The sequence below is a fragment of the Rhizobium sp. TAL182 genome, assembly GCF_002117725.1.
GTDB lineage: Bacteria > Pseudomonadota > Alphaproteobacteria > Rhizobiales > Rhizobiaceae > Rhizobium > Rhizobium esperanzae.
The window spans coordinates 3,807,830-3,832,069 of the sequence record NZ_CP021024.1; the positions used below are offsets into that span (position 1 = coordinate 3,807,830).

Annotated in this window: 25 protein-coding genes; 10 read left to right on the plus strand and 15 right to left on the minus strand. The window is 62.2% G+C overall.

Annotated elements, in window-relative coordinates; all coding sequences use genetic code 11:
* Positions 1-55: 55 nt before the first annotated feature.
* Positions 56-1,078: a class I fructose-bisphosphate aldolase gene (locus Tal182_RS19090; protein WP_064811289.1), complete on the plus strand. Its 1,023-nt coding sequence runs from the start codon at positions 56-58 to the stop codon at positions 1,076-1,078.
* 385 nt (positions 1,079-1,463) lie between these two features.
* Positions 1,464-2,387, plus strand: a complete 924-nt coding sequence (locus tag Tal182_RS19095; RefSeq protein WP_085860413.1) for a PhzF family phenazine biosynthesis protein — start codon at positions 1,464-1,466, stop codon at positions 2,385-2,387.
* Positions 2,388-2,407: 20 nt separating this feature from the next.
* On the opposite strand, the gene Tal182_RS32335 is transcribed toward Tal182_RS19095, so the two are convergent.
* The gene (locus tag Tal182_RS32335) at positions 2,408-2,572 is read right to left on the minus strand and encodes a hypothetical protein (protein ID WP_012485131.1); all 165 of its coding nucleotides are present in this window, start codon (positions 2,570-2,572) and stop codon (positions 2,408-2,410) included.
* 174 nt (positions 2,573-2,746) lie between these two features.
* Between Tal182_RS32335 and Tal182_RS19100 the strand changes: the two genes are divergently transcribed.
* The 3 genes from Tal182_RS19100 (at position 2,747) to Tal182_RS19110 (ending at position 5,284) form a co-directional block, all read left to right on the plus strand.
* A complete protein-coding gene (locus tag Tal182_RS19100) occupies positions 2,747-4,027 on the plus strand; it encodes an MFS transporter (protein WP_064811291.1) in 1,281 nt (426 codons plus the stop codon).
* 158 nt (positions 4,028-4,185) lie between these two features.
* The gene (locus tag Tal182_RS19105; protein ID WP_064811757.1) at positions 4,186-4,377 is read left to right on the plus strand and encodes a DUF1192 domain-containing protein; all 192 of its coding nucleotides are present in this window, start codon (positions 4,186-4,188) and stop codon (positions 4,375-4,377) included.
* Positions 4,378-4,768: 391 nt separating this feature from the next.
* Entirely contained in the window at positions 4,769-5,284 is a 516-nt protein-coding gene (locus tag Tal182_RS19110) for a DUF1465 family protein (RefSeq protein WP_004679442.1), read from the plus strand.
* A gap of 131 nt (positions 5,285-5,415) precedes the next feature.
* Here Tal182_RS19110 and rpmE read toward each other — a convergent pair whose 3' ends face one another.
* Positions 5,416-5,637 carry a 50S ribosomal protein L31 gene (gene rpmE, locus Tal182_RS19115; RefSeq protein WP_009990270.1) on the minus strand — a complete coding sequence of 74 codons (222 nt, stop codon included), beginning with the start codon at positions 5,635-5,637 and terminating at the stop codon, positions 5,416-5,418.
* 192 nt (positions 5,638-5,829) lie between these two features.
* Between rpmE and Tal182_RS19120 the strand changes: the two genes are divergently transcribed.
* The 5 genes from Tal182_RS19120 (at position 5,830) to Tal182_RS19140 (ending at position 10,988) form a co-directional block, all read left to right on the plus strand.
* A complete protein-coding gene (locus Tal182_RS19120) occupies positions 5,830-7,629 on the plus strand; it encodes an ABC transporter transmembrane domain-containing protein (protein ID WP_085860414.1) in 1,800 nt (599 codons plus the stop codon).
* Positions 7,630-7,767: 138 nt separating this feature from the next.
* Positions 7,768-8,760, plus strand: coding sequence for a tripartite tricarboxylate transporter substrate binding protein (locus Tal182_RS19125; RefSeq protein ID WP_085860415.1), 993 nt, complete (start codon positions 7,768-7,770; stop codon positions 8,758-8,760).
* A gap of 151 nt (positions 8,761-8,911) precedes the next feature.
* Complete coding sequence (locus Tal182_RS19130; RefSeq protein WP_064804840.1) at positions 8,912-9,100, plus strand: YegP family protein; 189 nt, start codon at positions 8,912-8,914, stop codon at positions 9,098-9,100.
* A gap of 270 nt (positions 9,101-9,370) precedes the next feature.
* On the plus strand, positions 9,371-9,709 hold the full coding sequence (locus tag Tal182_RS19135) for a YciI family protein (protein WP_085860416.1): 339 nt from the start codon (positions 9,371-9,373) through the stop codon (positions 9,707-9,709).
* 7 nt (positions 9,710-9,716) lie between these two features.
* Entirely contained in the window at positions 9,717-10,988 is a 1,272-nt protein-coding gene (locus Tal182_RS19140; protein WP_085860417.1) for a DUF6596 domain-containing protein, read from the plus strand.
* Positions 10,989-11,068: 80 nt separating this feature from the next.
* Here the strand turns inward: Tal182_RS19140 and Tal182_RS19145 are convergent, their stop codons facing one another.
* The 13 genes from Tal182_RS19145 to Tal182_RS19200 all read right to left on the minus strand — a co-directional run bounded on the left by Tal182_RS19145 (position 11,069) and on the right by Tal182_RS19200 (position 24,225).
* Positions 11,069-12,100: a peptidoglycan -binding protein gene (locus Tal182_RS19145; protein WP_064811295.1), complete on the minus strand. Its 1,032-nt coding sequence runs from the start codon at positions 12,098-12,100 to the stop codon at positions 11,069-11,071.
* A 3-nt stretch (positions 12,101-12,103) separates the two neighbouring features.
* Positions 12,104-13,207 (minus strand): MotA/TolQ/ExbB proton channel family protein, encoded by a 1,104-nt coding sequence (locus Tal182_RS19150; RefSeq protein WP_064804846.1) that lies wholly within the window; start codon positions 13,205-13,207, stop codon positions 12,104-12,106.
* Positions 13,208-13,319: 112 nt separating this feature from the next.
* Positions 13,320-14,120 (minus strand): inositol monophosphatase family protein, encoded by an 801-nt coding sequence (locus tag Tal182_RS19155; RefSeq protein WP_085860418.1) that lies wholly within the window; start codon positions 14,118-14,120, stop codon positions 13,320-13,322.
* Positions 14,121-14,318: 198 nt separating this feature from the next.
* Positions 14,319-15,416, minus strand: a complete 1,098-nt coding sequence (locus Tal182_RS19160; RefSeq protein ID WP_085860419.1) for a chemotaxis response regulator protein-glutamate methylesterase — start codon at positions 15,414-15,416, stop codon at positions 14,319-14,321.
* Between the two features lie 8 nt (positions 15,417-15,424).
* Positions 15,425-16,282 (minus strand): CheR family methyltransferase, encoded by an 858-nt coding sequence (locus Tal182_RS19165; protein WP_085860420.1) that lies wholly within the window; start codon positions 16,280-16,282, stop codon positions 15,425-15,427.
* Between the two features lie 27 nt (positions 16,283-16,309).
* A complete protein-coding gene (locus tag Tal182_RS19170) occupies positions 16,310-16,786 on the minus strand; it encodes a chemotaxis protein CheW (protein ID WP_064804854.1) in 477 nt (158 codons plus the stop codon).
* Between the two features lie 2 nt (positions 16,787-16,788).
* Positions 16,789-18,597, minus strand: a complete 1,809-nt coding sequence (locus tag Tal182_RS19175) for a methyl-accepting chemotaxis protein (protein WP_085860421.1) — start codon at positions 18,595-18,597, stop codon at positions 16,789-16,791.
* Between the two features lie 219 nt (positions 18,598-18,816).
* Complete coding sequence (locus Tal182_RS32340; protein ID WP_164517748.1) at positions 18,817-18,975, minus strand: hypothetical protein; 159 nt, start codon at positions 18,973-18,975, stop codon at positions 18,817-18,819.
* Positions 18,976-19,241: 266 nt separating this feature from the next.
* Entirely contained in the window at positions 19,242-20,945 is a 1,704-nt protein-coding gene (locus Tal182_RS19180) for a methyl-accepting chemotaxis protein (RefSeq protein ID WP_085860422.1), read from the minus strand.
* Between the two features lie 31 nt (positions 20,946-20,976).
* On the minus strand, positions 20,977-21,486 hold the full coding sequence (locus tag Tal182_RS19185; protein WP_085860423.1) for a chemotaxis protein CheW: 510 nt from the start codon (positions 21,484-21,486) through the stop codon (positions 20,977-20,979).
* Entirely contained in the window at positions 21,483-23,534 is a 2,052-nt protein-coding gene (locus tag Tal182_RS19190) for a chemotaxis protein CheA (RefSeq protein WP_085860424.1), read from the minus strand. The genes Tal182_RS19185 and Tal182_RS19190 overlap by 4 nt, the downstream gene beginning before the upstream one ends.
* Positions 23,531-23,899, minus strand: coding sequence for a response regulator (locus Tal182_RS19195; protein WP_064804861.1), 369 nt, complete (start codon positions 23,897-23,899; stop codon positions 23,531-23,533). The genes Tal182_RS19190 and Tal182_RS19195 overlap by 4 nt, the downstream gene beginning before the upstream one ends.
* Positions 23,896-24,225 (minus strand): STAS domain-containing protein, encoded by a 330-nt coding sequence (locus Tal182_RS19200; RefSeq protein ID WP_085860425.1) that lies wholly within the window; start codon positions 24,223-24,225, stop codon positions 23,896-23,898. The genes Tal182_RS19195 and Tal182_RS19200 overlap by 4 nt, the downstream gene beginning before the upstream one ends.
* Between the last annotated feature and the right edge of the window lie 15 nt (positions 24,226-24,240).

The following is a 24,240-nucleotide window of genomic DNA, read 5'->3' on the forward strand; positions in this document are numbered from 1 at the left end:
TTATCGCCGTCCTATATTCTTAAACCGCCGATGTTTAACGCTGTGGAGAGATCGAATGAGCGAACGACTGGAAGACATTGCAGTGCAGATGGTTGCGGGCGGCCGAGGACTGCTTGCGGCAGATGAATCGACCTCCACCATCAAGAAGCGTTTCGACACGATCAATCTCGAATCGACCGAAACTAGCCGTCGCGACTATCGCGAGATGCTATTCCGCTCCGACGAGGCGATGAAGAAATATATCTCCGGCGTCATTCTCTTCGAGGAGACGCTCTACCAGAAGGCGGCCGATGGCACGCCTTTCGTCGACATCATCCGCGCTGCCGGTTCCATTCCCGGTATCAAGGTCGATACCGGCGCCAAGCCGATGGCCAAATTCCCCGGCGAAACCATCACCGAAGGCCTCGATGGCCTCGGCGAGCGCCTTGCCCGCTATTATGAAGCCGGCGCCCGTTTCGCCAAGTGGCGCGGCGTCATCGCCATCTCGTCCTCGCTGCCGACCCGCGGCTCGGTCCGTGCCAACGCTCAGGCGCTCGCCCGCTATGCGGCTCTCTGCCAGGAAGCCAAGATCGTACCGATCGTCGAGCCGGAATGCCTGATGGACGGCAAGCCGGGGGACCATAATATCGACCGCTGCGCCGAAGTGACCGAATCCACGCTTCAGATCGTTTTCGAGGAATTGGCCGAAGCCCGCGTCAGCCTCGAAGGCATGATCCTGAAGCCCAATATGGTCATCGACGGCAAGAACGCCCGCAAGGCTTCGGTCGAGGAAGTTGCCGAGCGGACCGTCCGGGTGCTGAAGCGCACGGTCCCGTCTGCGGTTCCCGGCATCGCTTTCCTCTCCGGCGGCCAGACCACGGAAGAGGCGACCGCGCATCTTTCCGCGATCAATGGTTTTGACCTGCCCTGGCTCGTCACCTTCTCCTATGGCCGCGCCCTGCAGGACAGCGCCCTCAAGGCCTGGAACGGCAAGCCGGAAAATGTCGCCGCCGGCCAGCGCGAATTCACCCACCGCGCCGAGATGAACAGCCTCGCCGCCAAGGGCAACTGGAAGAAGGACCTGGAACAGGCCGCCTGATTGTGGACTTGGGATCCGGGTGGGAGCGGCGAACGCAGCGTTGCCGCTCCCGCCAATCCCCTCGCTTCCCTCATTCCTGTGCTCATCACAGGAATCCAATGCGCCCAAGTCGTTGGGCGCGATAGGCTCTTTTCCCTGAAGTATTGATTCACTCGGACGCGCCGTGGCTGGTTTCCTGTGACGTCCCTTGGGCGAAGCCCTGAGGCGCACAGGAATGAGGAGACTGGAGAGACGCAGTCCTCCCCATCGCCACCGGGGAAGTTGCGTGGACAATAAGTGCGGCCGCGCAAGACGCTTACCCTCTCATTGTCACGGCGACAAGAAACCGCTTCATTCCCTTAAAAACCATGCTTACTCATAGCGGCTTGCCACAACGGGAGCCGCCATGAACCCCCTCTCCTACCTCACGGTCGACGTCTTCACCTCCACCCGTTTCGAGGGCAATCCGCTTGCGGTCATCTCGGATGCGCGCGGCTTGAGCGATGCGGCGATGCAGAAGATCGCCACCGAATTCAACTATTCCGAAGTCACCTTCGTCCTGCCGCCGGAAGATCCAGGGAATTCGGCCCGCGTGCGCATCTTCACCCCGACGATGGAAATCCCCTTCGCCGGCCATCCGAATGTCGGCACCGCCTATGTGCTCGGGCAGCAGGCAGAACTCTTCGGCAGACCGGTCGGTGAAAAATTGCGCTTCGAGGAAAAGGCCGGCATCGTCGAAGTCGATTTGAAACGCAGCGGCGGAAAGGTCGCGGCCGCCGCCATCCGCGCGCCGCAGCCGCTGACGGTCGGCGATACCATTTCCGCGGAAACCGTTGGCCGTTGCATCTCTCTCGATCCGGGCGTCATCGTCACCACTACCCACGCGCCGGTCTTTGCCTCGGTCGGCCTGAACTTCGCCGTCGCCGAATTGAAGGGGCTGGAAAGCCTGGCCGCCGCCCGCCCGAACCTTGCCGGTTTCCAAGCAGCCGCAGGCCGTCAGACGACGAGCGGCCACGACTTTTCGCTCTTCGTCTATGCCAGGTGGGCCGATAATCCATGGAACATTCGCGCTCGCATGTTCGCGCCCCTCGACAATGTGCCCGAGGACCCGGCAACCGGCAGCGCTTCGGCCGCCCTCGGCGCCTATCTGGTGTCGCTTGCGCCGGACGCCGATATGGATGTCCGCATCACCATCGAACAAGGCGTCGAAATGGGCCGCCGCAGTATCATTGCCCTCGATGTCGTGAAATCCGGCGGGATCGTCACCGATGTTGTCATCTCGGGACGCTGCGTTTCCGTCATGCGCGGAGAAATCATCCTGCAGGACTGACGGTCCCGCTTGGTGCGAGCTCACATCAGGAAGTCGCGCGACAAAAGCGCCAGGGCCCAGACGCCGAAGGCGATCAGCGCGATCTTCCAGAAATCCATGCGCCGCCGGAGGCCGGGAAAGCCGAGCGGCTTGATCACCTGTATCGCCATGGCAAGGATGAGCAGCAAGGCTATCAGCTTTGTCATGCTTTATTTTTTCCGTTTTTCGGAATGTCACAGGACGGACATTTTTCCGCGCGAACAAGAGGATCTCGACACGCCGTAAAGATATTCCGGGGCACAATCAATCATCTTGAGGCTGGGCAGGCGCAGGTCTTGCCTTATGTCCATCGCAAATCGCTTAAGACCGAGTCTGGGGAAATGAAGAGAAATCTACTGTCCGTCGCCGCGCTGCTCTTTGGCACGCTCTTCCTTTTCATGGGCAACGGTCTGCAGGGCATCCTGCTTCCCGTGCGCGGCAATCTCGAAGGCTACGCCACGACGACGCTCGGCCTGCTCGGTACGTCGTGGGCGGGCGGCTTCGTCATCGGCTGCCTGGTGGCGCCGAAACTGGTGCGCCGCGTCGGCCATGTCAGAGCCTTCTCCGGCTTCATCTCGATCATCGCCATCATCGCGCTGGTCAGCGGCATCATCATCGATCCTTTCTGGTGGGTGATCCTGCGCGCGGTGACCGGCTTCTCCACTGCCGGCACGTCGATGATCATCGAAAGCTGGCTAAACGAGCGCGCCAGCAACGAGAGCCGTGGTGCGATCTTCTCACTCTATATCGGCATCACACTGCTCGGCGTCGTCGGCGGTCAGATGATGATACCGCTCGAAGATGTGCGCACGCCGGTGCTGTTCATGATCTGCGGCATCTTTTATTGCATCGCCATGCTGCCGACGACGCTATCGACCGCGGCCTCACCGCAGCCGCTGAAGGCCGTGCGCCTCGACCTGCCGGCGCTCTATCGCAACTCGCCCGTTTCCTGCCTCGGCATTCTGCTCGTCGGCATTGCCAATGGCGCTTACGGCACGCTCGGCGCTGTCTTCGGCGCCGGCGCCGGCCTTTCCGACACCAGTATCGCCGTCATGATGAGCGCAACCATTTTCGCCGGCGCCATGATGCAGCTGCCGGCCGGCAGGCTTTCTGATCGTATCGACCGCCGCTACGTGCTCGCCGCTTTGTCGGCGATTGCCGCCATCGCCGGCTTGCTGATCTTTCTGCTTCACCCGACATCTCCAGCCTTGCTGATCGGGCTCGTTGTCCTTTACGGCGCGGTGGCCAACACACTCTATCCGATCGCCGTCGCTCACGCGAACGACTTCGCGGCGTCGGAGGATTTCGTCAAGGTTTCCGGCGGTCTGCTGCTGCTCTACGGCATCGGCACCGTCATCGGCCCGACGCTCGGCGGCCCCGTCATGTCGGCTATCACCCCGCACGCGCTTTTCCTGGTCACCGCCGTCGCCCATGTGCTGATCACCGTTTATGCCATCATCAGAAGCCGCATCCGCGCCGCCGTCCCCGCCAGCGACCGCGACGCCTATACGACGATCCCGACCGGCACTTCGCCGATGCTGACACCGCAGAGCATGTCGCTAGCCGATCGTGGCAGCGGCAAATCTCCCGAAAGCAGCGATCCTGCTGTAAAGTACGGTTAGGCCTTCCTGCAAAAAGCCGCGCTGCGGTTTTCGCCTTGGCTCGCGCAAAACGAAAATGGGAGGGGAGGCTGGATTTGGGCCGGATCGGCCTAAATTCCGATTCCGTACCGGCCGCGTTTTTCGGCATTATGCTGCCGGCAGCAAAAGGAGGAGAACCGATGAGCTTTTTCGATGACGACCGACCGCAGAAGAAAACCGCCCACGAGATCGGAGCCGATCTCTCCATGCTTTCGGTGGATGAGCTGAAGGCGCGAGTGGAATTGCTGAAAACCGAGATCGCCCGGCTCGAAGCCGAAGCCGCCCGCAAGGCATCCGGGCGGCAGGCCGCCGAAAGCTTCTTCCGCTCGTGATCCGCTAAAAGCCTCCGAAAACAAGACCATAGGCAGGCAAAATGAGCCAACCTCAAGTCTTCATTCGGCACAATGTTAATAATATATTAAGCTTTATAAGGTATTACTGTACTCATCCAGGCTTTCTCTGGATCTCAGACAGTTTTCCACGCGGTGAATTGGTCTGATTTTTCTCCCTGTTTTACCTTGAGAGCCGCTTTTGCGGCTCTTCTTTTTGCTGCGGCCGGCGCATTTCCATGAAACTGTGGAGATTAACCCTTTCTTAAGAAACGGCTTGCGCATTTGCGCTAATGATACCATCTTAAAGTCATAAAGACCGGACGCGGAAACTTTTCCGTCAAACCCGGCGTTACCTGACCATAAGTAGCTGCGTGCAACAGGGACTATTTCGATGTCGGAAGTTGGATTGAACACGATCAGTTTTGCGGGCCGCGCGGCTGCATCCTCACAGTTCAAGGCACTCTATGCCGAAGGCATGTCGCTGGTCGAAGAGACCGCCGCCTATCTCGACGGCCAAGGCCGCGCAGCCTCCAAGGTTCTGCCGCGCATGGCATCCGTCCTCTACGCCGCGGAATCGATGCGGCTGACCACCCGCCTGATGCAGATGGCCTCGTGGCTGCTGCTGCAGCGCGCCGTCAACAATGGCGAGATGTCGCGCGACCAGGTGCTGGCCGAGAAGAACAAGGTCCGCCTCGACGGCTTCAACGTCGACCGTGCGGCACCCGGCTGGGGCGATCTGCCGGAATCCTTCCGTGACCTCGTCGAGCGCTCCCTGCGCCTGCAGAACCGCATCGCGCTGCTGGATCGCGAAATCTATCGTCCGGCCGAAGCCGTGATCGTTCATGACAATCAGAACAGCGTCCAGGCGCAGCTTTCCCTGCTGCAGACGGCCTTCGGCAACAACTGACCAGATCTGCTAAATCCATTTGGACCGGCTGCGCGGTGCGCGGCCGGTTTTTTGTTGCCGCTGCGCACCGTTCTGCCAACACAAAAAAGCCCGGCAGAACCGGGCTCCTTGCGAAATTTCGTCAAAAGCGATTAGAGACCGAGGCCGCCGAAACGCTTGTTGAACTTGGATACGCGGCCGCCGCGGTCCATGAGCTGCTGGTTGCCGCCCGTCCAGGCCGGATGCGACTTGGAATCGATTTCGAGGTTCATGACAGCACCTTCCGAACCCCAGGTCGAGCGGGTTTCGTATTCGGTGCCATCGGTCATGACTACCTTGATCGTGTGATAGTCGGGATGGATGCCTGCCTTCATAACAATCTTCCTGCGATACCGGAGTTCAATTTGCCGCATGCAGTTGCGACCAACGAACCGATTGAATAAATGAAGCCGCAGTCGCGATGGCTACGGCTTCCCATTAGGATGCGGTGCCTATACATGAAGGACGCCGGGATAACAAGAGCCAACAGGCCGCATTAGCGGGTCCTGCAGGCGATCGGAGACGATTTGGCAGAACAGGCACGGGCTGAGGAAAACAAGAGACGGTCGCTGCGGCCGCTTGGCAGGCTGGCGCCTTATGTCATGCGCTATCGCGGGCTGGTGGCTGGCGCGCTGATTTCACTGGCGCTTGCCGCCATCACCTCACTGGCCCTGCCGCTTGCCGTGCGCCGCATGATCGATCATGGCTTCACCCAGTCCGACGGCAGCTTCATCAACAGCTACTTCGCCATGCTGATGGTCATGGCCCTCGTGCTCGCGATCGCCAGCGCGCTGCGCTATTATTTCGTTATCACCATCGGCGAACGCATCGTCGCCGATCTTCGCCGCGACGTCTTTGCCCATGTGACGCGGCTGTCGCCCTCCTTCTTCGACGTCAACCAGTCCGGCGAAATTGTCTCGCGGCTGACCGCCGACACGACGCAGATCAAGTCCGCCGTCGGCGCCACCGCCTCGGTGGCGCTCAGGAACCTCATCCTCTGTCTCGGCGCCATGGGCATGATGGTCGTCACCTCGCCGAAGCTTTCGAGCCTCGTCATCGGGGCGATCCCGCTGATCGTCTTCCCGCTCGTCGCCTTCGGCCGCTCGGTGCGCAGGCGTTCCCGCGCCGCCCAGGATACGCTTGCCGAGGCGTCCGCCTTCGCCAACGAGACGATCGCCGCGACCCGCACAGTGCAGGCCTTCAATGGCGAGGATGCTGCAGCGGCGCGCTACGGTGGCGCCGTCGAATCTGCCTATGACGCCGCCCGCGCCGCCATCCGCTCGCGTGCCCTGCTGACTGGCATCGCTATCACCCTGATCTTCGGCAGCGTCGTCGCCGTGCTCTGGGTCGGCGCCCACAGCGTGCTGGCCGGCACGCTGTCTGCCGGCACGCTCGGTCAGTTCCTGCTCTACGCCGTGATCTCCGCGGGGTCGCTCGGCGCGCTGTCGGAGGTCTGGGGCGAACTTTCGCAGGCGGCCGGCGCCGCCGACCGGTTGACCGAACTTCTTGACGAGGTGTCGCCGATATCAGCCCCCGCCAACCCCGAGGCTCTCCCTTCGCCCAGCCGCGGCCGCGTCGAGTTTTCCGACGTGCATTTCGCCTATCCCTCGCGCCCCGGCAAATCGGCCTTGCATGGCTTGAGCTTCGCCGTTGCCCCGGGCGAAACGGTCGCCATTGTCGGCCCCTCCGGCGCCGGCAAGAGCACAGTCTTTTCGCTGCTCTTGCGCTTCTACGATCCGCAGCAGGGCAGCGTGGCGATCGACGGTGTCGATGCCCGACTGACCACACCTGACGAGTTGCGCCAGCGCATCGCCATCGTGCCGCAGGACGTCACCATCTTTGCCGCATCGATCCATGACAACATCGCGTTCGGCCGCCCCGGCGCCTCGCGTGACGAGGTCCGCGCCGCAGCCCTTGCCGCCCAGGCCGACGAGTTCATCGCCCGGCTGGAGAGGGGCTATGAGACCGAGGTCGGCGAACGCGGCGTCACCCTCTCCGGCGGCCAGCGCCAGCGCATCGCCATTGCTCGCGCCATCCTGAAGAACGCGTCCGTGCTGCTGCTCGACGAGGCGACCTCCGCGCTCGACGCCGAAAGCGAGACGCTGGTGCAGAAGGCGCTCGACGGCCTGGTGGACGGCCGTACGACGCTCGTCATCGCCCATCGGCTGGCAACCGTACTGAAGGCCGACCGCATCCTCGTCATGGATCAGGGCCGCGTCGTCGAGGAGGGCACGCATCAGAGCCTCATCCGCCACGGCGGCATCTATGCCCGCCTCGCCCGGCTGCAGTTCGATGCCGCCAACGAGGATGTGCTCGCAGCCAAATAGAAGGCAGGCGCCTCTGGTCGCCCGAGACTAAAGTCTGGTTCCGCTGCACCTCGCCGCGGTTGTCTTTCCCGCCTCCTGCCCTACCCTCTTCATGCCCCTGGGTGGGGATTGCCGTTGAAATCGTGGGAGGAGATAGGAATGGCGCTTTCCAACATGACGCGACGCACGAGCCTCGCGCTCGCTCTTGGTCTGACTGCAATGGTGGTGTTCGGCAGCTCTGCTGTGGCCGAGGATTTTCCCGATCGCGCGATCACCTTGGTCGTGCCCTTCGCGGCCGGCGGCTCGACCGATGTCGTCGCCCGCATCGTCGCGCAGAAGATGTCGGAATATCTCGGCCAGCAGGTGATCGTCCAGAACGTTGCCGGCGCTGGCGGCAATCTCGGCGCCGGCAACGTCGCGCGTGCCGAACCCGATGGCTACACCATTCTGATGGGCACCGTCGCGACCCACGCGCTCAATCCGCTGATCCTCAAATCGACTCCCTACGACCCGGAGAAGGATTTCGCGCCGGTCTCGCTGCTCGTGGTCGTGCCGAACGTGCTGGTCGTCAATCCGGAATTGCCGGCAAAAACCGTGCAGGAACTGGTCGCGCTGCTGAAAGCCGAGCCCGACAAATACAGTTACGCCTCGTCGGGCAACGGCACGCCGCTGCATCTCTCCGGCGAACTCTTCAAGTCCATGGCCGGCGTCAGCATGCAGCATATCCCCTATAAGGGCGCCGGTCCGGCACTGAACGATGTCATCGGCAACCAGGTGCCGATCATGTTCGACAACCTGCCCTCCTCCTCCAGCCACATCAAGGCGGGCACGCTGCGGGCGCTGGCGGTCACGACCGCCGAGCGCGCGCCCTCCTTCCCCGATGTGCCCACGATCGCCGAGTCGGGCATACCGGGCTACGAGACCTATACCTGGAACGCGCTTTTTGCCCCGGCCAACACGCCGAGCGAGGTGGTGACGCGCCTCAACGCCTCGGCGAACAAGGCACTCAAAGACCCGGCCGTTGCCGAACGCATGAAGGAATTTAGCGCCACCATCGTCGGCTCGACGCCGGAGGAACTCGCCGCCCATGTGAAAGCCGAGCTCGCCAAATGGGGACCGGTCGTCAAGGACGCAAACATCCAGATGGAGTGACGCCGGGTCTATGTAGCCGCTCGCCTCGCTTGCATCGATGGAAGCGGCGGCAAGTGTAATTCACTTCTAATTAAGGTGGTGGAAAAGCTCACCATTTTGGTCTAGCCTCCGCCATGCTGATGGTTGGAATTCAGCATTTTGGGAGACATCAATGTATAAATTCGAAGTCTACAAGGATAAATCAGGCGAGTTCCGTTTCCGATTCAAGGCATCGAACGGCGAAACCATGTTCAGTTCGGAAGGCTACAAGGCGAAGGCGTCCGCCCTGAACGCCATCGAATCCATCAAGAAGAACTCGCCCGGCGCCGACATCGTAGACCAGACCAAGGCCGAAGCCTGATCAAGGCGGCAGCAGCGGCTTGAACGCCGCTCTGCCTTTCCGCATTCGCGAGCAAAGCCGGCGCCTTCGAGCCCGGCCTGTTTGCTTGTGAGCTCATGCGCCGTTTCACTTTTTCGCATATTTTTTAAAACCCGTGTCGAAATGACCGTTGGCCGCGCCTCATTGTCTCGGAACGGCTGAGCCGCTCCGCCGGCGTCACGACTTTCGGGATATCCTTCTCCGACATCCGGACGCCTGGATTAACGCCAACAATGAGATCAGGAGTTTGCCATGCAATATGCCCTCATCATTCGCGAAGCCCCAGAAGATTTCGCCCGGCGCGGTGATCCCGTCTATCGTGACGGCTGGATGGCTTACATCAAGGCGATCGCCCAGGCAGGAATCGTGATCGCCGGCGCCGGGTTGACGAGCCCAGAGACCGGCACGATCGTGCGGCGCAAGGGCGAGGATCACGACGTTCAAGACGGCCCCTATCCGGAGGTCAAGGAACAGCTCGGCGGTTTTTACCTGATCGAGGTCCCCGATATCGACACCGCCCTCGAATGGGCGACGCGCGTCCCGATCTCCGACAAGGGTTCGGTCGAAGTGCGCCCGCGCCTGCAGATGTGAGGCTGCGATGCCGCTCGATACCGGACGCGCCGCCGAACAGGTGGCGCGTCAATCCTACGGCAAGCTGATCGCCTTTCTCGCCGCCCGCTCGCGCGACGTGCCGGCAGCGGAAGACGCGTTGTCGGAAGCGCTGGCTGCGGCCCTGCGCGTCTGGCCGGAACGCGGCGTCCCCAATAATCCTGAAGCCTGGCTGATGGTCGCCGCACGCCGCAACCTCATGCAGGCGGCCCGCCACCGCTCCGTCCAGGCCAACGCACAGGCGACGATATCGCTTGCCTTCGAGGAAGCGGAGGAACGCATGAACGAGGCCGGAAAATCCGTCTTTCCCGATGAGCGGCTGAAACTGCTTTTCGCCTGCACCCATCCCGCCATCGATAGGTCGGTGCATACTGCGCTGATGCTGCAGACGGTTCTCGGCATCGAGGCAAAAACCATCGCCCGGGCCTTCGTCGTGTCACCGGAAACGATGAGCCAGCGGCTGGTGCGGGCCAAGGTGAAGATCCGCGAAGCCGGCATTCCCTTCGCCATTCCCCCCGGCCCCGCTCTATCGGGACGCCTCGCCGCCGTTCTCTCAGCGATCTACGCCGCCTACGGCCTCGGCTGGGACGGCCTCGACGGTGAGGAGGAGCGCCATTCGCTCGCCGGCGAGGCCATCTGGCTCGGCCGCGCGCTTCTCACGGTATTGCCCGACGAGCCGGAAGCGATTGGTCTCCTTTCCCTCATGCTTCATTGCGAAGCCCGCCGCAGCGCGCGGCGCGACCGCAATGGCCGATACGTGCCGCTGGACGAGCAGGATACGGCGGTCTGGAATGCGACCATGACTGCGGAAGCGGATGCGCTGCTGCGCAGGGCCGGAGGTTTCGACCGTTTCGGTCCCTTCCAGTGCCAGGCAGCGATCCAATCCGTGCATGCAGCGCGGCGGTTTTCGGGAGCGACTGACTGGCAGGCGCTGACGACGCTCTACGCCGCACTCGTGACGATGAAGCCGATCCTCGGCGCACGCGTCGGCCAGGCCGCGGTGATCGCCAGGGCGGTCAGCGCGGCCGCCGGCCTGGAGCGGCTCGACACACTCGATCCCCGCGACGTCGCGGCCTATCAGCCCTACTGGGCCGTTCGCGCCTTTCTTCTGGCGCGCGCCGGCGACAATATCGCGGCGGCCGATGCCTATATGACGGCGATTGGTCTCAGCGACAGTCCCGCCGTGCGCGACTTCCTCGCCAGCCGGCTGGAAGCAATTCCAGGAAAAGTGCGAAGCGGTTTTCCGTCCGGAATTGCGTAAACAAAAGCTTAGAGCGGTTCAGCGCTTCCGTGAAAACCTGAACCGCTCTGGAGCAGGTGCGCCAAGCCTCGCCAGGTTGATCATTTCTCGGTCAGCTTCAGCTCGATGCGCCGGTTGGTGGCGCGCGCATCCGGCGTATCGCCCGGCGCGATCGGCTGGAACTCTCCGAAGCCGGCGGCAACCAGCCGGTCGGCCGGCACGCCCTGGCCGATCAGGAACTTGACGACCGAAATCGCGCGCTCTGAGGAGAGTTCCCAGTTGTCGCGATAGCGGCCGGTCCCGGCGAGCGGCACATTGTCGGTATGGCCGTCGACACGCAGCACCCAGTTGATCTCTGGGGGAATTTCCTTGGCGAGATCGAGAAGAGCGGCGGCGAGCTTCGCCATCTCCGTCTGCCCGTCCGGGTTGAGATCGGCGCCGCCCGAGGGAAACAGCACTTCCGACTGGAAGACGAACCGATCGCCGACGATGCGGATATTCTCGCGATCCGACAGGATTTCACGCAACCGGCCGAAGAAGTCGGACCGATAACGGTTCAGTTCCTGCACGCGAGCGGCCAGCGCCACGTTGAGGCGACTGCCGAGATCGGCGATCTTGGTCTGCGAGACCCGGTCCTTCTCCTCGGATGCCTGCAGCGCCGCCTCGACCGCGGCGATCTGGCTGCGGAGTGCGGCGATCTGCTGGTTCAAGAGTTCGACCTGGCTCAGCGCCCGTTCGCTCACCTGCTTCTGCTCGTCGAGCTCCTGCGTCATCGCACCGATCCGCTTCTGGGCCGCATCCTGGCCGCCCGAACCGGCGTTCAGCAGCGCCTGAAGCCGCGAGCGGTCGCCTTCGGCCGTCGCGAGCGAAGCCTGCAGATTGGCGACGGAATCCTGGAGATCCTGATTGCTGCCCTTTTCGAGCGCCAGAAGCTGCGTCAGCTCGTTGATCTGGCTATTGAGGCGATTGAGCACCTCGTCGCGTCCGGTGATTTCGCGGCTGAGGATAAACTGCCCGACGACGAAGACCGTCAGCAGGAACATGATCGAAATGAGCAGCGTCGACAACGCATCGACGAAGCCCGGCCAGTAATCCACCGTGCGTTCGCGGCGGCGGTTGCGGGCAAGTGCCATGGCTTACTTGCCCTCACTCTTTTCTGCATGGCTCGTGCGCTCGCGCAGGCGCTCGGCCCGCTCGCCGCCCCGCTCCTGCAGGCCGATGCGCTCGGCCAGCCGGTCGAGCGTGCGGCGCATGGCTTTCGCCTCGTCCTGCTGTGCCTCGATCCAGTCACGCAGCATCTGCTGCTCGTTGCGCATATTCTTGACCAGACCCTGAATACCTTCGGCAAGGCTTGCCATGGCGGCGACAGAGCGCTGGTTGCCGACACCGCCTTCTTCGGAGACTTTGCGCAGATACTCGGAGAGTGCGCGCATGTCGTCCGAAGAAGACCCGGCAACGGCGTCGAGCGCCGGCGCAAGATCGGAGCCGACGTCGGTAACCGAGGAGAGCCAGTTTTCCAGCTCCGTATAGAAGCGATTCTGCGCGCGACCGGCCTGCAGGTCGAGGAAGCCGAGAATGAGCGAACCGGAGAGGCCGAGCAGCGACGACGAGAAGGCCTGCCCCATGCCGGAAAGCGGCATGGAAAGTCCCTCCTTCAACGCCGAGAGCACGTCTCCCGTGCCGTTCGAGCCGGGATCGAGCGACTGGATGACGGCGCTGATCGAACCGATCGTGCCGATGAGACCCCAGAACGTGCCGAGCAGGCCGAGGAAGACCAGGAGGCCGATCAGGTAGCGCGAAACGTCACGCGATTCGTCGAGGCGGGTGGCGATCGAATCGAGAATCGAACGCAGCGCCGTCGTCGACAGCGCCACCGACGCCTTGCGGCTGCCGATCAGCGCCCGCATCGGCGCAAGCAGTCGCGGGTTACGGTTGACCTTATCCGCGCTGCCGGCAGCGCGGAAGGAATTGAACCAGCGCACTTCGGGGCGAAGCGCCAGCACGTGATTGAAAACAAGGACGATTCCGACTGCGAGAACGCCGAGGATCAGGCCGTTGAGGCCCGGGTTGTGCATGAAGGCGGTCTGCGTCTGCCGAAAGAGGATTGCGGCAATGAACCCGACAATGACGAGGAAAAGCAGCATCGTCCAGAGGAAGGGCATGGGGCTCGAGAGCCTGTAGGTATAACCGCCGGCCGTCTTTTCGGTGGAGCCGATCTCCGCCACATTCACATTTTCCATAGGTTCAGCAGCCTCCGAACTCATTGCTGGCGGAGACTAGAGCAACATTGTGCCGAATTGAAGTATGCCGGGGCGAAAACCGTGACTTTACAACAGCCGGTTTTTCATGCGCTCACTTGGCGGGGATCGGCCGCTTGATGACCTCGATCAGCGCCTTATGGATGTGTTCGTTGCCGGCGACGATCGCGCCGCCCTCCAGAATGGCCGTTCCGCCATCCCAATCGGTGGCGAAGCCGCCGGCTTCGCGGATGAGCAGGATACCGGCTGCCATGTCCCCGGGTGCAAGCTCCGCCTCCCAGAAGCCGTCGAAACGTCCGGCGGCGACATGGGCGAGATCGAGGGTCGGCGCACCCATGCGGCGGATGCCGGCCACTTCGCCCATCACGTGGCGCAGCTCGACCAGGAACTTGCCGTGATTGCGCTTGCCGAGCGCGGGCACACCGCAGCCGACGACGCAATCCGACAGCACGCGGCGCGCAGCGACGCGCAGGCGCCGGTCATTGAGGAAGGCGCCGCCGCCGCGCTCGGCAGTATAAAGTTCGTCGGTCGCCGGATTGAAGACCACGGCGGCAACGATCTCGCCATTGCGTTCGAGCGCGATCGAGACGGCGAAGGCCGGGATGCCGTGCAGGAAGTTCGTCGTGCCGTCGAGCGGGTCGACGATCCAGCGATGCGCGCCGTCCGTGCCCTTGATCTCTTCACTTTCCTCGCCGAGGAAGCCATAGGTCGGACGCGCCTTCATCAGCTCTTCCCGGACGATCTTCTCGGCCTTGCGGTCGGCGGCGGAAACGAAATCGCCCGGTCCCTTCACCGAAACCTGCAGGTTTTGCACTTCGCCGAAATCACGCCCCAGCGATTTCCCTGCCTTGAGAGCAGCCTGAACCATGACATTGAGAAGAGCTGAACGGGCCATCGGCGCATTTCCTTGGGACTGATACGGGACGCGCGCTGCCAGGGGCGGGAAATGTCCCTGAACATGCATGACAGGCAGCGCTGCAAAGATTGGCGGCCTCAAGACCACAAAATCGCGGAAATTTCAAGGGGAGGCACGCATGGCTGCCAGCAGGCTTGAAAAGCGCGGTCTTATTTGCCATCGGAACCGGAACCGGCCTCAGAACTTCTGCTGCGTTATCAGGACTTCGCGGGCGATCTGATCGAGCGGCAGAATGCGGCCGACCCCGCCTCTGGCAATCGCCTCCTTCGGCATGCCGAAGACAACGGAGCTCGCCTCGTCCTGCGCCACCGTGTAGGCGCCGGCTTCATGCATCTCCAGCATGCCGCGCGCACCGTCGTCGCCCATGCCCGTCATGATGATCCCCATGGCGTTCGAGCCGGCCGAACGCGCCGCCGAACGGAAGAGCACATCGACGGAAGGCCGGTGGCGGGAGACCAGCGGCCCGGTCTTCACACTGACATGATAGCGCGCACCCTGGCGTTCGAGCAGCATGTGCTTATCACCAGGCGCGATCAGCACATGGCCGCGCAGCACCGGATCGCCGTCGACGGCTTCCTTAACTTCGACCTCGCAGAGCCCGTTCAGGCGTTTGGCGAAGGCGGCAGTGAATTTCTCCGGCATATGCTGGACGATCACCATGCCGGGCGCATTGGCCGGCAGTTCCTCCAGGAATTCGCGCAGCGCCTCGGTGCCGCCGGTAGAGGCGCCGACGCAGACGACCATCTCCGTCGTCTTCGCCATCGCCTGCCCGGTCGGCGGCGGCAGCATGGCATCCGCCGTCAGCTTCCTGGCCGGCCCTTCGGCGGAAGCGGAACGAATGGTTCCCGCGGCGCGGCGCACGGTCGAAAGCCGCGCCTGCGAGGCGCTCTTGACGACTTCGCGAATGCGCATGGCGTCATCGGCAAGGCTGTCGGCGGCGCCGATCTTCGATTTCAGGATGACGTCGACGGCGCCCGCCTCCAACGCCTGAATCAGCGTTTCCGAACCCGCCTCCGTCAGCGACGAGCACATCACGACCGGGATTGGCCGCTGCGCCATCAGCTTGCGCAGGAAGGTGATGCCGTCCATGCGCGGCATCTCCACGTCGAGCGTGATGACGTCGGGGACCTCGTCCAGCAGCCTGCGCGCCGCCACGAAAGGATCGGACGCCACCGCCATGATCTCGATATCGGGATCCTGCTCCAGCACATGGGCCAGCGTCTGCCGGACGCTGGCAGAATCATCGATAATGAGAACGCGGATTTTCTTGCGCATAAACGCCTCTAGATACGCTGAAACACCGTGTTCGAAACCTGTTTCAGCGGCAGGTCGAAACCGGTGATGGACTCGGAGTGGCCGATGAACATGTAGCCGCCCTTCGCCAGGCAATTGCAGAGCCGGTTGAGCACGCCCGCCTGAGTCTGCTTGTCGAAGTAGATCAGCACGTTGCGGCAGAAGATGACGTTCATCAAGTCGCCAACCTGATATTTGTCGTCCATCAGGTTCATCCGTGCAAATCCCACCCTGCTGCGCAGCTTCGGGCTTATGCGCACCTCCTTGCGGCCCGGCTGCTTGGCGACCAGCACATATTTGCGCTGCAGGTCGCGCGGCACGGGCGCAATCAGGTCTTCCGGATAGATGCCGCGGCGCGCCGTCTGCAGCACGTCGGTGGAAAGATCGGTGGCCAGCACGCTATAGGAAAGATCATTGCGGCCTTCCGCGAATTCCGCCAGGACCATCGCCATCGTATAGGGTTCGGCCCCCGTAGAACAGGCCGAGCTCCAGGTGCGGATGGTGCGCACGCCGCTATTGGCGATCGCCGGCAACGCCACGGTCTGCATGTATTCGAAGTGCTTGGCTTCCCGGAAGAAGTCGGTCTTGTTGGTCGTCACCACGTCGATCAGGTAAACGGTTTCCTGGGCAAGCCCGTCGTGATCGAACAGGAACTCGCAATAATCGTCGAAGGTCGAATGATTGGTCGCACGAAGGCGGCGTCGCAGCCGCCCTTCGAGCATCGTCAGCTTGGTCGGCGGCATCTTGATGCCGCTATAGTCGTAGATGAACCGGGCAAGCTTGTCGAAATTGCGCTTGCTGATCCGGTCGCCCGGCAATTGGGTTTCCGCCATTGCTGCCACACTCATGGAACGCAGTACTCCGTTAATGCAGGGTCAGGCGGCCGATTGCAGAGCCGAGGCGTCCTCGCGCGACAAAAGCCGCGCGAGATCGATGATGACGACGAAGCCGTTTTCCCGGCGAACGACACCTGCAATATAGTCCGAGCGCCAGCGCACGCCGATATCGGGCGCCGCCTCGATCTGGTCACGCCGGAACGGCGTGACCTCGAAGACGCGATCGGCGACGAGGCCGAGAGTGAGCAGCCGGTTTTCCATCGGCACGTCGAGGACGAGCACCCTCGTATGCGGTGTCGGCTCGGTCTTCGTCATGCCGAGTTTCAATCGAAGATCGATCGTCGGCACGCCCTGCCCGCGCACATCGCGCAGGCCGAGCAGATAGTCGGGACCATTCGGAATTTTGAAAGCTTCCGCATAATCGAGGATTTCCCGCACGACCTCGACCGGCACGGCGAAAATTTCGTCGCCGAGGCTGAAGGTCACGAATTGCGCTTCCAGAGATGTCGGAGCCATGATCAGGCGCTTTCCTTGAATTCGGCGTCCCCATCATCGGGACCGCCCATGGAGAGATCGAGAGCGAAACCCTTCGCCCGCGCTTGCTGGCCGGCGACGCTGTTGGCTGCCAGTTTTCTGACACCGAGCTTGCGGCCGGTGATGGGAGCCGAGCTGCGGACAGTCATTTTCGCAGTCGGCATGCGGGGTTGGTGGTCGCTTGTGTTATCGACCTTGAAGAAGGCGATCGAGGCCTGCAGTTCTTCGGCCTGGCTCGCGAGCTCTTCCGAGGTGGCGGACATCTGCTCGGAGGCGCCGGCATTCTGCTGCGTCACCCTGTCGAGCTGCTGGATCGCCTCGTTGATCTGGCCAGCACCGATATCCTGTTCGCGGCAGGCCGCGCTGATTTCGGCAACGAGTTCAGCCGTCTTGCGGATATCGGGCACCAGGCGACCGAGCATGTCGCCGGCATCCTGAGCGGCCTGGACCGTATCGCCGGACATCGAGCTGATTTCGGCTGCAGCCGACTGGCTACGTTCGGCAAGCTTGCGCACTTCCGAGGCGACGACCGCAAAACCCTTGCCGTGTTCGCCGGCGCGTGCCGCTTCCACGGCAGCGTTGAGTGCGAGTAGATCGGTCTGCCGGGCAATTTCCTGGACTATGCCGATCTTCTCGGCAATCGTCCGCATCGCTTGCACGGCGCGCGATACCGCTTCACCACTCATCTCGGCGTCCTTCGCCGACTGGCGAGCGATCTTTTCCGTCTGGGCGGCGTTGTCGGCGTTCTGCTTGATATTGGCGGCCATCTCCTCCATCGAGGCGGAGGCCTCTTCGGCGGAGGCTGCCTGTTCGCTGGCACCCTGCGACACCTGCTCGGAGCTTGCAGACAATTCCTGACTGCCGGCCGAAACGTTTTCCGCCGCCGAGATCGCGTCGCCGACGACGCCGCGCAGGCGCTCAACCATCTGCTCCAGCGCAATACCGAGCGTATCCTTCTCCGAAAGCGGTTTCGGGGACACCGTCAAATCGCCGTCGGCGATCCGCGCCGCAATATCGGCAGTGACGCGAAGGTTGTCCGTCATGGTGTTGATCATGTTGACCAGATCCTTGATCTCGTCGTTGGTCCTGATCTCGACCTTCTGGTTCAGGTCACCGATGGCGACGGCGCTGGCAACGCTCATGATTTTGCGCAGGCCGCTGTTGACGCCAAGCGCGATCCACAACGCAGCCGCAAAAGCGATAAAGGAAGCGCCGATTGCGAGACCGATCAGCATATTTTTCGTCGAACTATAGAGATCGTCGGTGTCGCTATCGGCCTGCTTCATCGCTTTCTGCTGCAGCGTGACGAGGTTCTCAAAAACCTCTTCCAGCTCCGCTACGAGAGCGCGAACCTCTCCCAGCGAGAATGCGGTGGCCCCCGCCCGGTCGCCGCTTTCCTGAATGGAGGCGACTTTGCTGGACTCGTCGCCGAAGCGTTTGGCCAGTTCGATCAGCCTGTCCCAGGTGGGCTTTGCTTCGGCGGTTGCGAGCTGTTGGCCGCTTGTCGCCAGGGCGAGCATTTCATCCACGCTTTTTGCCGAATTCAGATAGTACTTCTTGACCGCTTCGGGATCCATTTCCAGAAGCGCATTCTTCTGCCAGCGGACAGCATCGAGCTCGGCAGTCTTGGCTTCCAGAGCCAGTTCCAGCCTTTTTGCGGGACCGGAAATAAGATCGCTGACAGCGTCGTTCAGTGAGCTGAGGCTCAAAATTCCATAGGCCGCGCTGCCCACCAGCAAGAGTATGACAAAGCCGAAAGCGGCTGCGAGTTTAAGTTTGATCGTAATACGCATCTCAATATTCCTCTCTGAGAGCGAGGCAATAAATATGGTCCAGGTGGCGCGGCATCATGCAGCAAAGAAATTCCGTCAGGCGATAACCTGTCACGGAGATTAGAATAGACTTCCACGCCCATCCCCTTGAGCGGCGGAAGCGTGCGTCGCGGGCCATGTTTTGGTCCGCGACGGTTGCGAACGGAGATAGCGCTCAAGCGCTTTTCTCCAGAGGGGCGCCTAGGCGCTCTCCCGGAACTCGTCATCGATCGTATCGGGTCCGCCCACTGACATGTCGAGGGCAAATCCCTTCACGCGGGCCTGCTGGCCGGCGACGGTGGGTTTTGCCGTCGGCACCCGATCACGGCGCGCGCCCTCATTGTCGACCTTGAAACGCATGTGATACCCCGTTCTATGCGCCAAAACGATCGGATTGAGAGACGTTCCGGTCCAGGGAACGCCGAACTTCGGAGTGATGTGTCTGAAAGAGGGAAGCGACTACATTCACTTCCCGGCAGCCGGACATCTATCGGTCGCAGCGCCAACGCCTACACGCGTTGGGGATATTTCCGCCTCGGGCCACCGGAGCGGCCCGAGATATCCGATGAGGGCAAAGGCGTTCAGAGGCCTCGCCGGGAAACGCTGTGCGCGTCCCCCGGAAGCGCCTACGCGCTTTCCCGAAAATCGTCGTCGCTGGCGTCCGGACCGCCCATCGACATATCGAGAGCAAAGCCCTTGAGACGCTGCTGCTGAGCCGATACCGTCTGACCGCGGCCCTGGCTTTGGGTCTGCGGCGCAGGCTTGCGGGCCGGGGCCTTGACCACCTTGGCCGAGCCGTTCACCGGTATCTTCTGGGCGCCGGGCCGCGTGCTGCCCGTCGTATCGACCTTGAAGAAGGCGATCGAGGTCTGCAGTTCTTCCGCCTGGGAGGCGAGCTCCTCGGAAGTTGCCGACATCTGCTCCGAGGCGCCGGCGTTCTGTTGCGTCACCTTGTCGAGCTGCTGGATCGCTTCGTTGATCTGCGAGGCACCGATATCCTGCTCGCGGCAGGCGGCGCTGATTTCGGAAACGAGTTCCGCCGTCTTGCGAATGTCGGGCACCAGGCGACCGAGCATCTCACCGGCATCGGCGGCGGCCTTGACGGTATCGCTCGACATCGAGCTGATTTCGGCTGCGGCCGACTGGCTGCGTTCGGCAAGCTTGCGCACTTCCGAGGCGACCACCGCAAAACCCTTGCCGTGTTCGCCGGCGCGTGCCGCTTCAACGGCGGCATTAAGGGCAAGCAGATCGGTCTGACGGGCGATTTCCTGCACGATACCGATCTTCTGGGCGATCGTGCGCATGGCATCGACAGCCCGCGTTACCGCTTCGCCGCTGGCTTCCGCATCCTTGGCGGATTGACGGGCGATCTTCTCCGTCTGGGCGGCGTTGTCGGCATTCTGCTTGATGTTGGCGGCCATCTGTTCCATCGAGGCGGACGCCTCTTCGGCCGAAGCCGCCTGCTCGGTGGCGCCCTGCGACACCTGTTCGGAACTTGCCGAAAGCTCCTGGCTGCCGGATGAAACATTTTCGGCGGCCGAGATCGCATCGGCGACGACGCCCCGCAGGCGTTCGATCATGATGTTGACATTGCCGAGAAGCTCGCCGATTTCGTCATGGCTGGTGATTTCGGCCATTTTCGTCAGGTCGCCTTCAGACACTTCGCGAACCACGGTGTTGGCGCGGCTGAGGCCTTTGCTGATCGTGCTGGCGATCCAGAAGGCGGTTATCGCGGCAATCAGCAGTGCAACGGCAGCGACAGCGATCATCGTCGTGCGTGTCGTCCCATACTGCGCGTCGGCATCGGCGTCGGCGGCCTTCATGCGCTGCTTTTCAAGCGACAGAATCTCGGCGAGTGTCGAGTCGATATCGTTGGCAGCGGCCCGCGCCGTCGTGATGGAGACGTTGTTTGCACCTTCCGTGTTGCCGGTCTTCATGTAGTCACGGATTTGGTCGTCGGCTGCGTTGAATGACTTCGAAAATTCGGCAATACGAGCCCAGCGCGCCTTGCCTTCTTCCGTGGCAAGCGTCAGCACTTGATTGAAGGCGTCACTGAAGTCCTTGCGGGCCTGGTTGCCCTTGTCGATCGCCGCGGCCGCTTCATCGGCGCTACGGGCAGTGAGCAGGTTCTTCTGCTGGCGGATGGCTTCGAGCTGCGCGATGTTGATCTGCTGCGCAAGATCGAGGCGGGCTGCCGGGCCGGCAAGAAGATTGCCGATCGTATCGTTCAGTGATCCAAGGCTGAAAATGCCATAAGCGGCAGTGCCCAATAACATGAGAATAATAAAGGCGAACGTCGTCACCAGTTTCGTCTTGATTGTCAGTCTCATCGTCCCAAACCCCTCTTGGATTTATCCGCCGTCAATTGACGGCCCCCGCCGCGTCATGTCGCGATGAAAAAATCGCCTGCAGATTCGGGAGAATGATGAACTCTCCACCCCTCTTCACCAGGCAGTTGATGTAGTCGGCGCGCCAGCGCATGCCGACGCTCGGTGGCGCCTCGCTCGCGGTTTTTGCGAGCGTCGTCACCTCGTTCACCTTGTCGGTTCTGAGGCCGACGAGTGTCGGCTCACCTTGCAGATCGATCTCGATGACTATGAAGCGGCTGTCGATCGTCGCCTCCGCCGCCTCCATCCCGAAGGCGAGACGCAGGTCGGCGAGCGGAATGACCTTGCCGCGGAAGTTGATGACGCTGGCGACGAACGGCTGGCTGCCAGGCACCGCCGTCTCCGGAAGCAAGTCCAGGATTTCCTGGACGATTGCCGCTTCCAGCGCGAAAGTTTCGCCGTTGAGATCGAAAGTCAGGACCTCGACTTCCTCGGCATAGCTCCAATGATTGTCGAAGCGTTCGAGTGCTGCTGTTGCATTCATCCTGCTACCCGCAATTGCGCCTCCTGTTGCTGACCCGCGGCAACCAGGTGCCCGACGTCGAGAATGAGGGCGACGCTGCCGTCGCCGAGAATGGTGGCGCCGGAGAAGGTCGCCACGTCGTTGTGCAATTTCGACATCGACTTGATGACCGTCTGGTGATCGCCGATGATCTGGTCGACGACGAGGCCGACGCGCTCCGTGCCGGTCGAGATGACGACGACCTTCTGGTGCACGTCGGGTTTCGTGCCGGTGCGGAAAAGGTCGCGCAAGCGCAGGAACGGCACCAGGCTGTCACGCAGCGAGATGAAGCTGCGGCCGCGCGAGCGCAGATCCTCCTCGAGCGACAGTTCGAGGCATTCCTCGACGGCGGAAAGCGGGATGACGTAACGGCCCGCGCCGACACGCACCAGCAGTCCGTCGATAATGGCAAGTGTCAGCGGAATGCGCAGCGACACTTCCGAACCCTGCCCGGGCACGCTGACGATATCGATTGCGCCGCGAAGCTCTTCGACCGTCTTCTTGACCACGTCCATGCCGACGCCGCGGCCGGACAGATTGGTGATCGCGGCGGCCGTCGAAAAGCCGGGAGCAAAGATCAGTTGCAAGAGCTCGGGGTCCGAAAGCGGCTGGCCCGGATGGATAAGGCCGGAGGATTCCGCCTTGGCGCGGACCCGTTCACGGTTGATGCCGCGGCCGTCGTCCTTGATCGAGATAATCACCTCGCCACCGGCCTGACGGGCCGAAAGCGTTATCGTGCCGGCCTTAGCCTTGCCGGCGGCAAGGCGGTCGGCGGGCACTTCGAGGCCGTGATCGATCGAGTTGCGCACCAGGTGCACCAGCGGATCGGCCAGCCGCTCGATCACCGTTTTGTCGACCTCGGTGCTCTCGCCCTCCATCACCAGCTCGATCACCTTGCCGGTCTCGCGGGCAAGATCGTGGACAAGACGGCGAAAGCGGGAGAAGAGGGTTGCGACCGGCACCATCCGCAGCACCATCATCGTGTCGCGCAATTCGCCGGACAGACGTTCGATTTCTTCCGAGACGGAACGCAGCGCGATATCGGTGCTGGCGCTGGCGAGCTGGCTGAGGCGCGATTGCGCGATGACGAGCTCCCCGACGCGGTCCATCAGTTCGTCCAAGCGCTCTGCCGGGACGCGCACGTTTTCGGCAGCCTTCGCCTGGCTGGCGGCGGGCGCCTCACGCTTGACGGGGACCGCTTCGACGGGGCGAAATTCCTGCACGGCGACCGCCGGGACAGGCGGTGACGATACTGAGACGGCAGCGGCAGGCACCGGCTTTGCCTCGACCGGAGCAGCCATTGCCGCTGCCGCGCCGTCGATCTCCTCGACGCTGAGTTCCATGTCGTCGAGCACGAAGATGAAGACGTCGTCGATCGCCGAACGGTCCTGCTCGCTCATCAGCGTCACATCCCAGGAAACATAGAGTTCCGTCGGAGTGAGCTCGTCGAGGGGCGGAATGGCCGAAGTGTCGGCTCGCACGGTGCATTCGCCGAGATCGCGCAGTTCGTCCAGCAGACCGAGCGGATTGGTGCCGTTGGCCATCGAATTGGCCGGCAGGCTGAAGCGGATGCGCCAGCTGTTCTTCGTCTTCTTCGCCGACGCCTCTTGCACGGGCGCTGCGACGGCGGCCGTCGCTGTGGCGGGCGCCGCAGCCTTGGCGCCGACCGCGGCCTGCAGCTGTGCCAGAAGCTTGTGCCCGGTGTCGCCGTGATCGGCGTCGGGCTGTTCGACCAGGGCACGCATATGGTCCTGGGCGGCGAGAACGGCGGCGACGAGTTCCCTGGTCGCCGCGACCTCGCCCTTTCGGACGCGGTCGAAGGCCGTTTCGCAATGGTGGGTGAAGGCGGCGAGCGCCTCGAAACCGAACATCGCGCCCGATCCCTTGAGCGTGTGAAGCCCGCGAAATACCGCGTCGACGAGATCCTTATTGTCGAGTTGGTGAGTGAGGTCGAGAAGACCGGCCTCGATCGCTTCGAGGCATTCGGCAGCCTCCATGCGGAATACGGCGACGGGGTCGAGCGTACTCATCTTCCGAGGACCTTCTTCACGATCTTCACGAGACTTTCCGGGTCGAACGGCTTGGTCAGCCAGCCAGTCGCGCCGGCAGCCTTGGCACGTGCCTTGAGATCGGCGTCGGATTCCGTCGTTAGAAAGATAATCGGAACACCGGCCTGCGCCGGCAGCTTGCGCAATTCCTCGATCATCGTTAGCCCGTCCATGACAGGCATGTTGAGATCGGTCACGATCAGATCGAAGCTGCTGCCCTTGGCCGCCATGAGGCCTTCCGCCCCGTTGACCGCTTCGGTGACGCTGTAGCCGGCATTGGTCAGCGTGACCTTTGTAGTCAGGCGGATGCTGGCGGAATCGTCTACGGTCAGGATGTTGGCACTCATAATGTCACCTCTTTATGCAACCAGAACTTTAAGTCTTCATGATCGAAGGATTCGATGAAACCGGCGCGCTCAAGTACCTTCAGCACTGAGCCGCTGGCGGGAGAAGAAAGACTGACCGTCTTCCCCTCAGATTTTGCTTGACGACGCGCTGATTCCATAAGCTGGATGAAACTCAAATCAACTTCAGCGTCAGCTGGAATGCTAACTACAATGCCATTTCTAACGCGAAGTTCTTCACTGAGCTTGGAATGTATTTCGGCCGCATGGCGAATGTTTAGCGCCTCCGCCAGACTTATAGGTTCACAATATTGGCTTTGAGTATCCAATGCAGCCTCCTGGCC

Coding starts and splice junctions, on each gene's coding strand:
- Tal182_RS32340 (WP_164517748.1), bottom strand. CDS start 18,975: ATGCGTTTCAAGGTCGACAATGAGGGCGCGCGCCGTGATCGGGTGCCG.
- Tal182_RS19180 (WP_085860422.1), bottom strand. CDS start 20,945: ATGAGACTGACAATCAAGACGAAACTGGTGACGACGTTCGCCTTTATT.
- Tal182_RS19130 (WP_064804840.1), top strand. CDS start 8,912: ATGTATAAATTCGAAGTCTACAAGGATAAATCAGGCGAGTTCCGTTTC.
- Tal182_RS19095 (WP_085860413.1), top strand. CDS start 1,464: ATGAACCCCCTCTCCTACCTCACGGTCGACGTCTTCACCTCCACCCGT.
- Tal182_RS19105 (WP_064811757.1), top strand. CDS start 4,186: ATGAGCTTTTTCGATGACGACCGACCGCAGAAGAAAACCGCCCACGAG.
- Tal182_RS19165 (WP_085860420.1), bottom strand. CDS start 16,282: ATGAGTGTGGCAGCAATGGCGGAAACCCAATTGCCGGGCGACCGGATC.
- Tal182_RS19110 (WP_004679442.1), top strand. CDS start 4,769: ATGTCGGAAGTTGGATTGAACACGATCAGTTTTGCGGGCCGCGCGGCT.
- Tal182_RS19160 (WP_085860419.1), bottom strand. CDS start 15,416: ATGCGCAAGAAAATCCGCGTTCTCATTATCGATGATTCTGCCAGCGTC.
- Tal182_RS19175 (WP_085860421.1), bottom strand. CDS start 18,597: ATGCGTATTACGATCAAACTTAAACTCGCAGCCGCTTTCGGCTTTGTC.
- Tal182_RS19140 (WP_085860417.1), top strand. CDS start 9,717: ATGCCGCTCGATACCGGACGCGCCGCCGAACAGGTGGCGCGTCAATCC.
- Tal182_RS19135 (WP_085860416.1), top strand. CDS start 9,371: ATGCAATATGCCCTCATCATTCGCGAAGCCCCAGAAGATTTCGCCCGG.
- Tal182_RS19155 (WP_085860418.1), bottom strand. CDS start 14,120: ATGGCCCGTTCAGCTCTTCTCAATGTCATGGTTCAGGCTGCTCTCAAG.
- Tal182_RS19190 (WP_085860424.1), bottom strand. CDS start 23,534: ATGAGTACGCTCGACCCCGTCGCCGTATTCCGCATGGAGGCTGCCGAA.
- Tal182_RS19170 (WP_064804854.1), bottom strand. CDS start 16,786: ATGGCTCCGACATCTCTGGAAGCGCAATTCGTGACCTTCAGCCTCGGC.
- Tal182_RS19090 (WP_064811289.1), top strand. CDS start 56: ATGAGCGAACGACTGGAAGACATTGCAGTGCAGATGGTTGCGGGCGGC.
- Tal182_RS19145 (WP_064811295.1), bottom strand. CDS start 12,100: ATGGCACTTGCCCGCAACCGCCGCCGCGAACGCACGGTGGATTACTGG.
- rpmE (WP_009990270.1), bottom strand. CDS start 5,637: ATGAAGGCAGGCATCCATCCCGACTATCACACGATCAAGGTAGTCATG.
- Tal182_RS19185 (WP_085860423.1), bottom strand. CDS start 21,486: ATGAATGCAACAGCAGCACTCGAACGCTTCGACAATCATTGGAGCTAT.
- Tal182_RS19100 (WP_064811291.1), top strand. CDS start 2,747: ATGAAGAGAAATCTACTGTCCGTCGCCGCGCTGCTCTTTGGCACGCTC.
- Tal182_RS19125 (WP_085860415.1), top strand. CDS start 7,768: ATGGCGCTTTCCAACATGACGCGACGCACGAGCCTCGCGCTCGCTCTT.
- Tal182_RS19150 (WP_064804846.1), bottom strand. CDS start 13,207: ATGGAAAATGTGAATGTGGCGGAGATCGGCTCCACCGAAAAGACGGCC.
- Tal182_RS32335 (WP_012485131.1), bottom strand. CDS start 2,572: ATGACAAAGCTGATAGCCTTGCTGCTCATCCTTGCCATGGCGATACAG.
- Tal182_RS19195 (WP_064804861.1), bottom strand. CDS start 23,899: ATGAGTGCCAACATCCTGACCGTAGACGATTCCGCCAGCATCCGCCTG.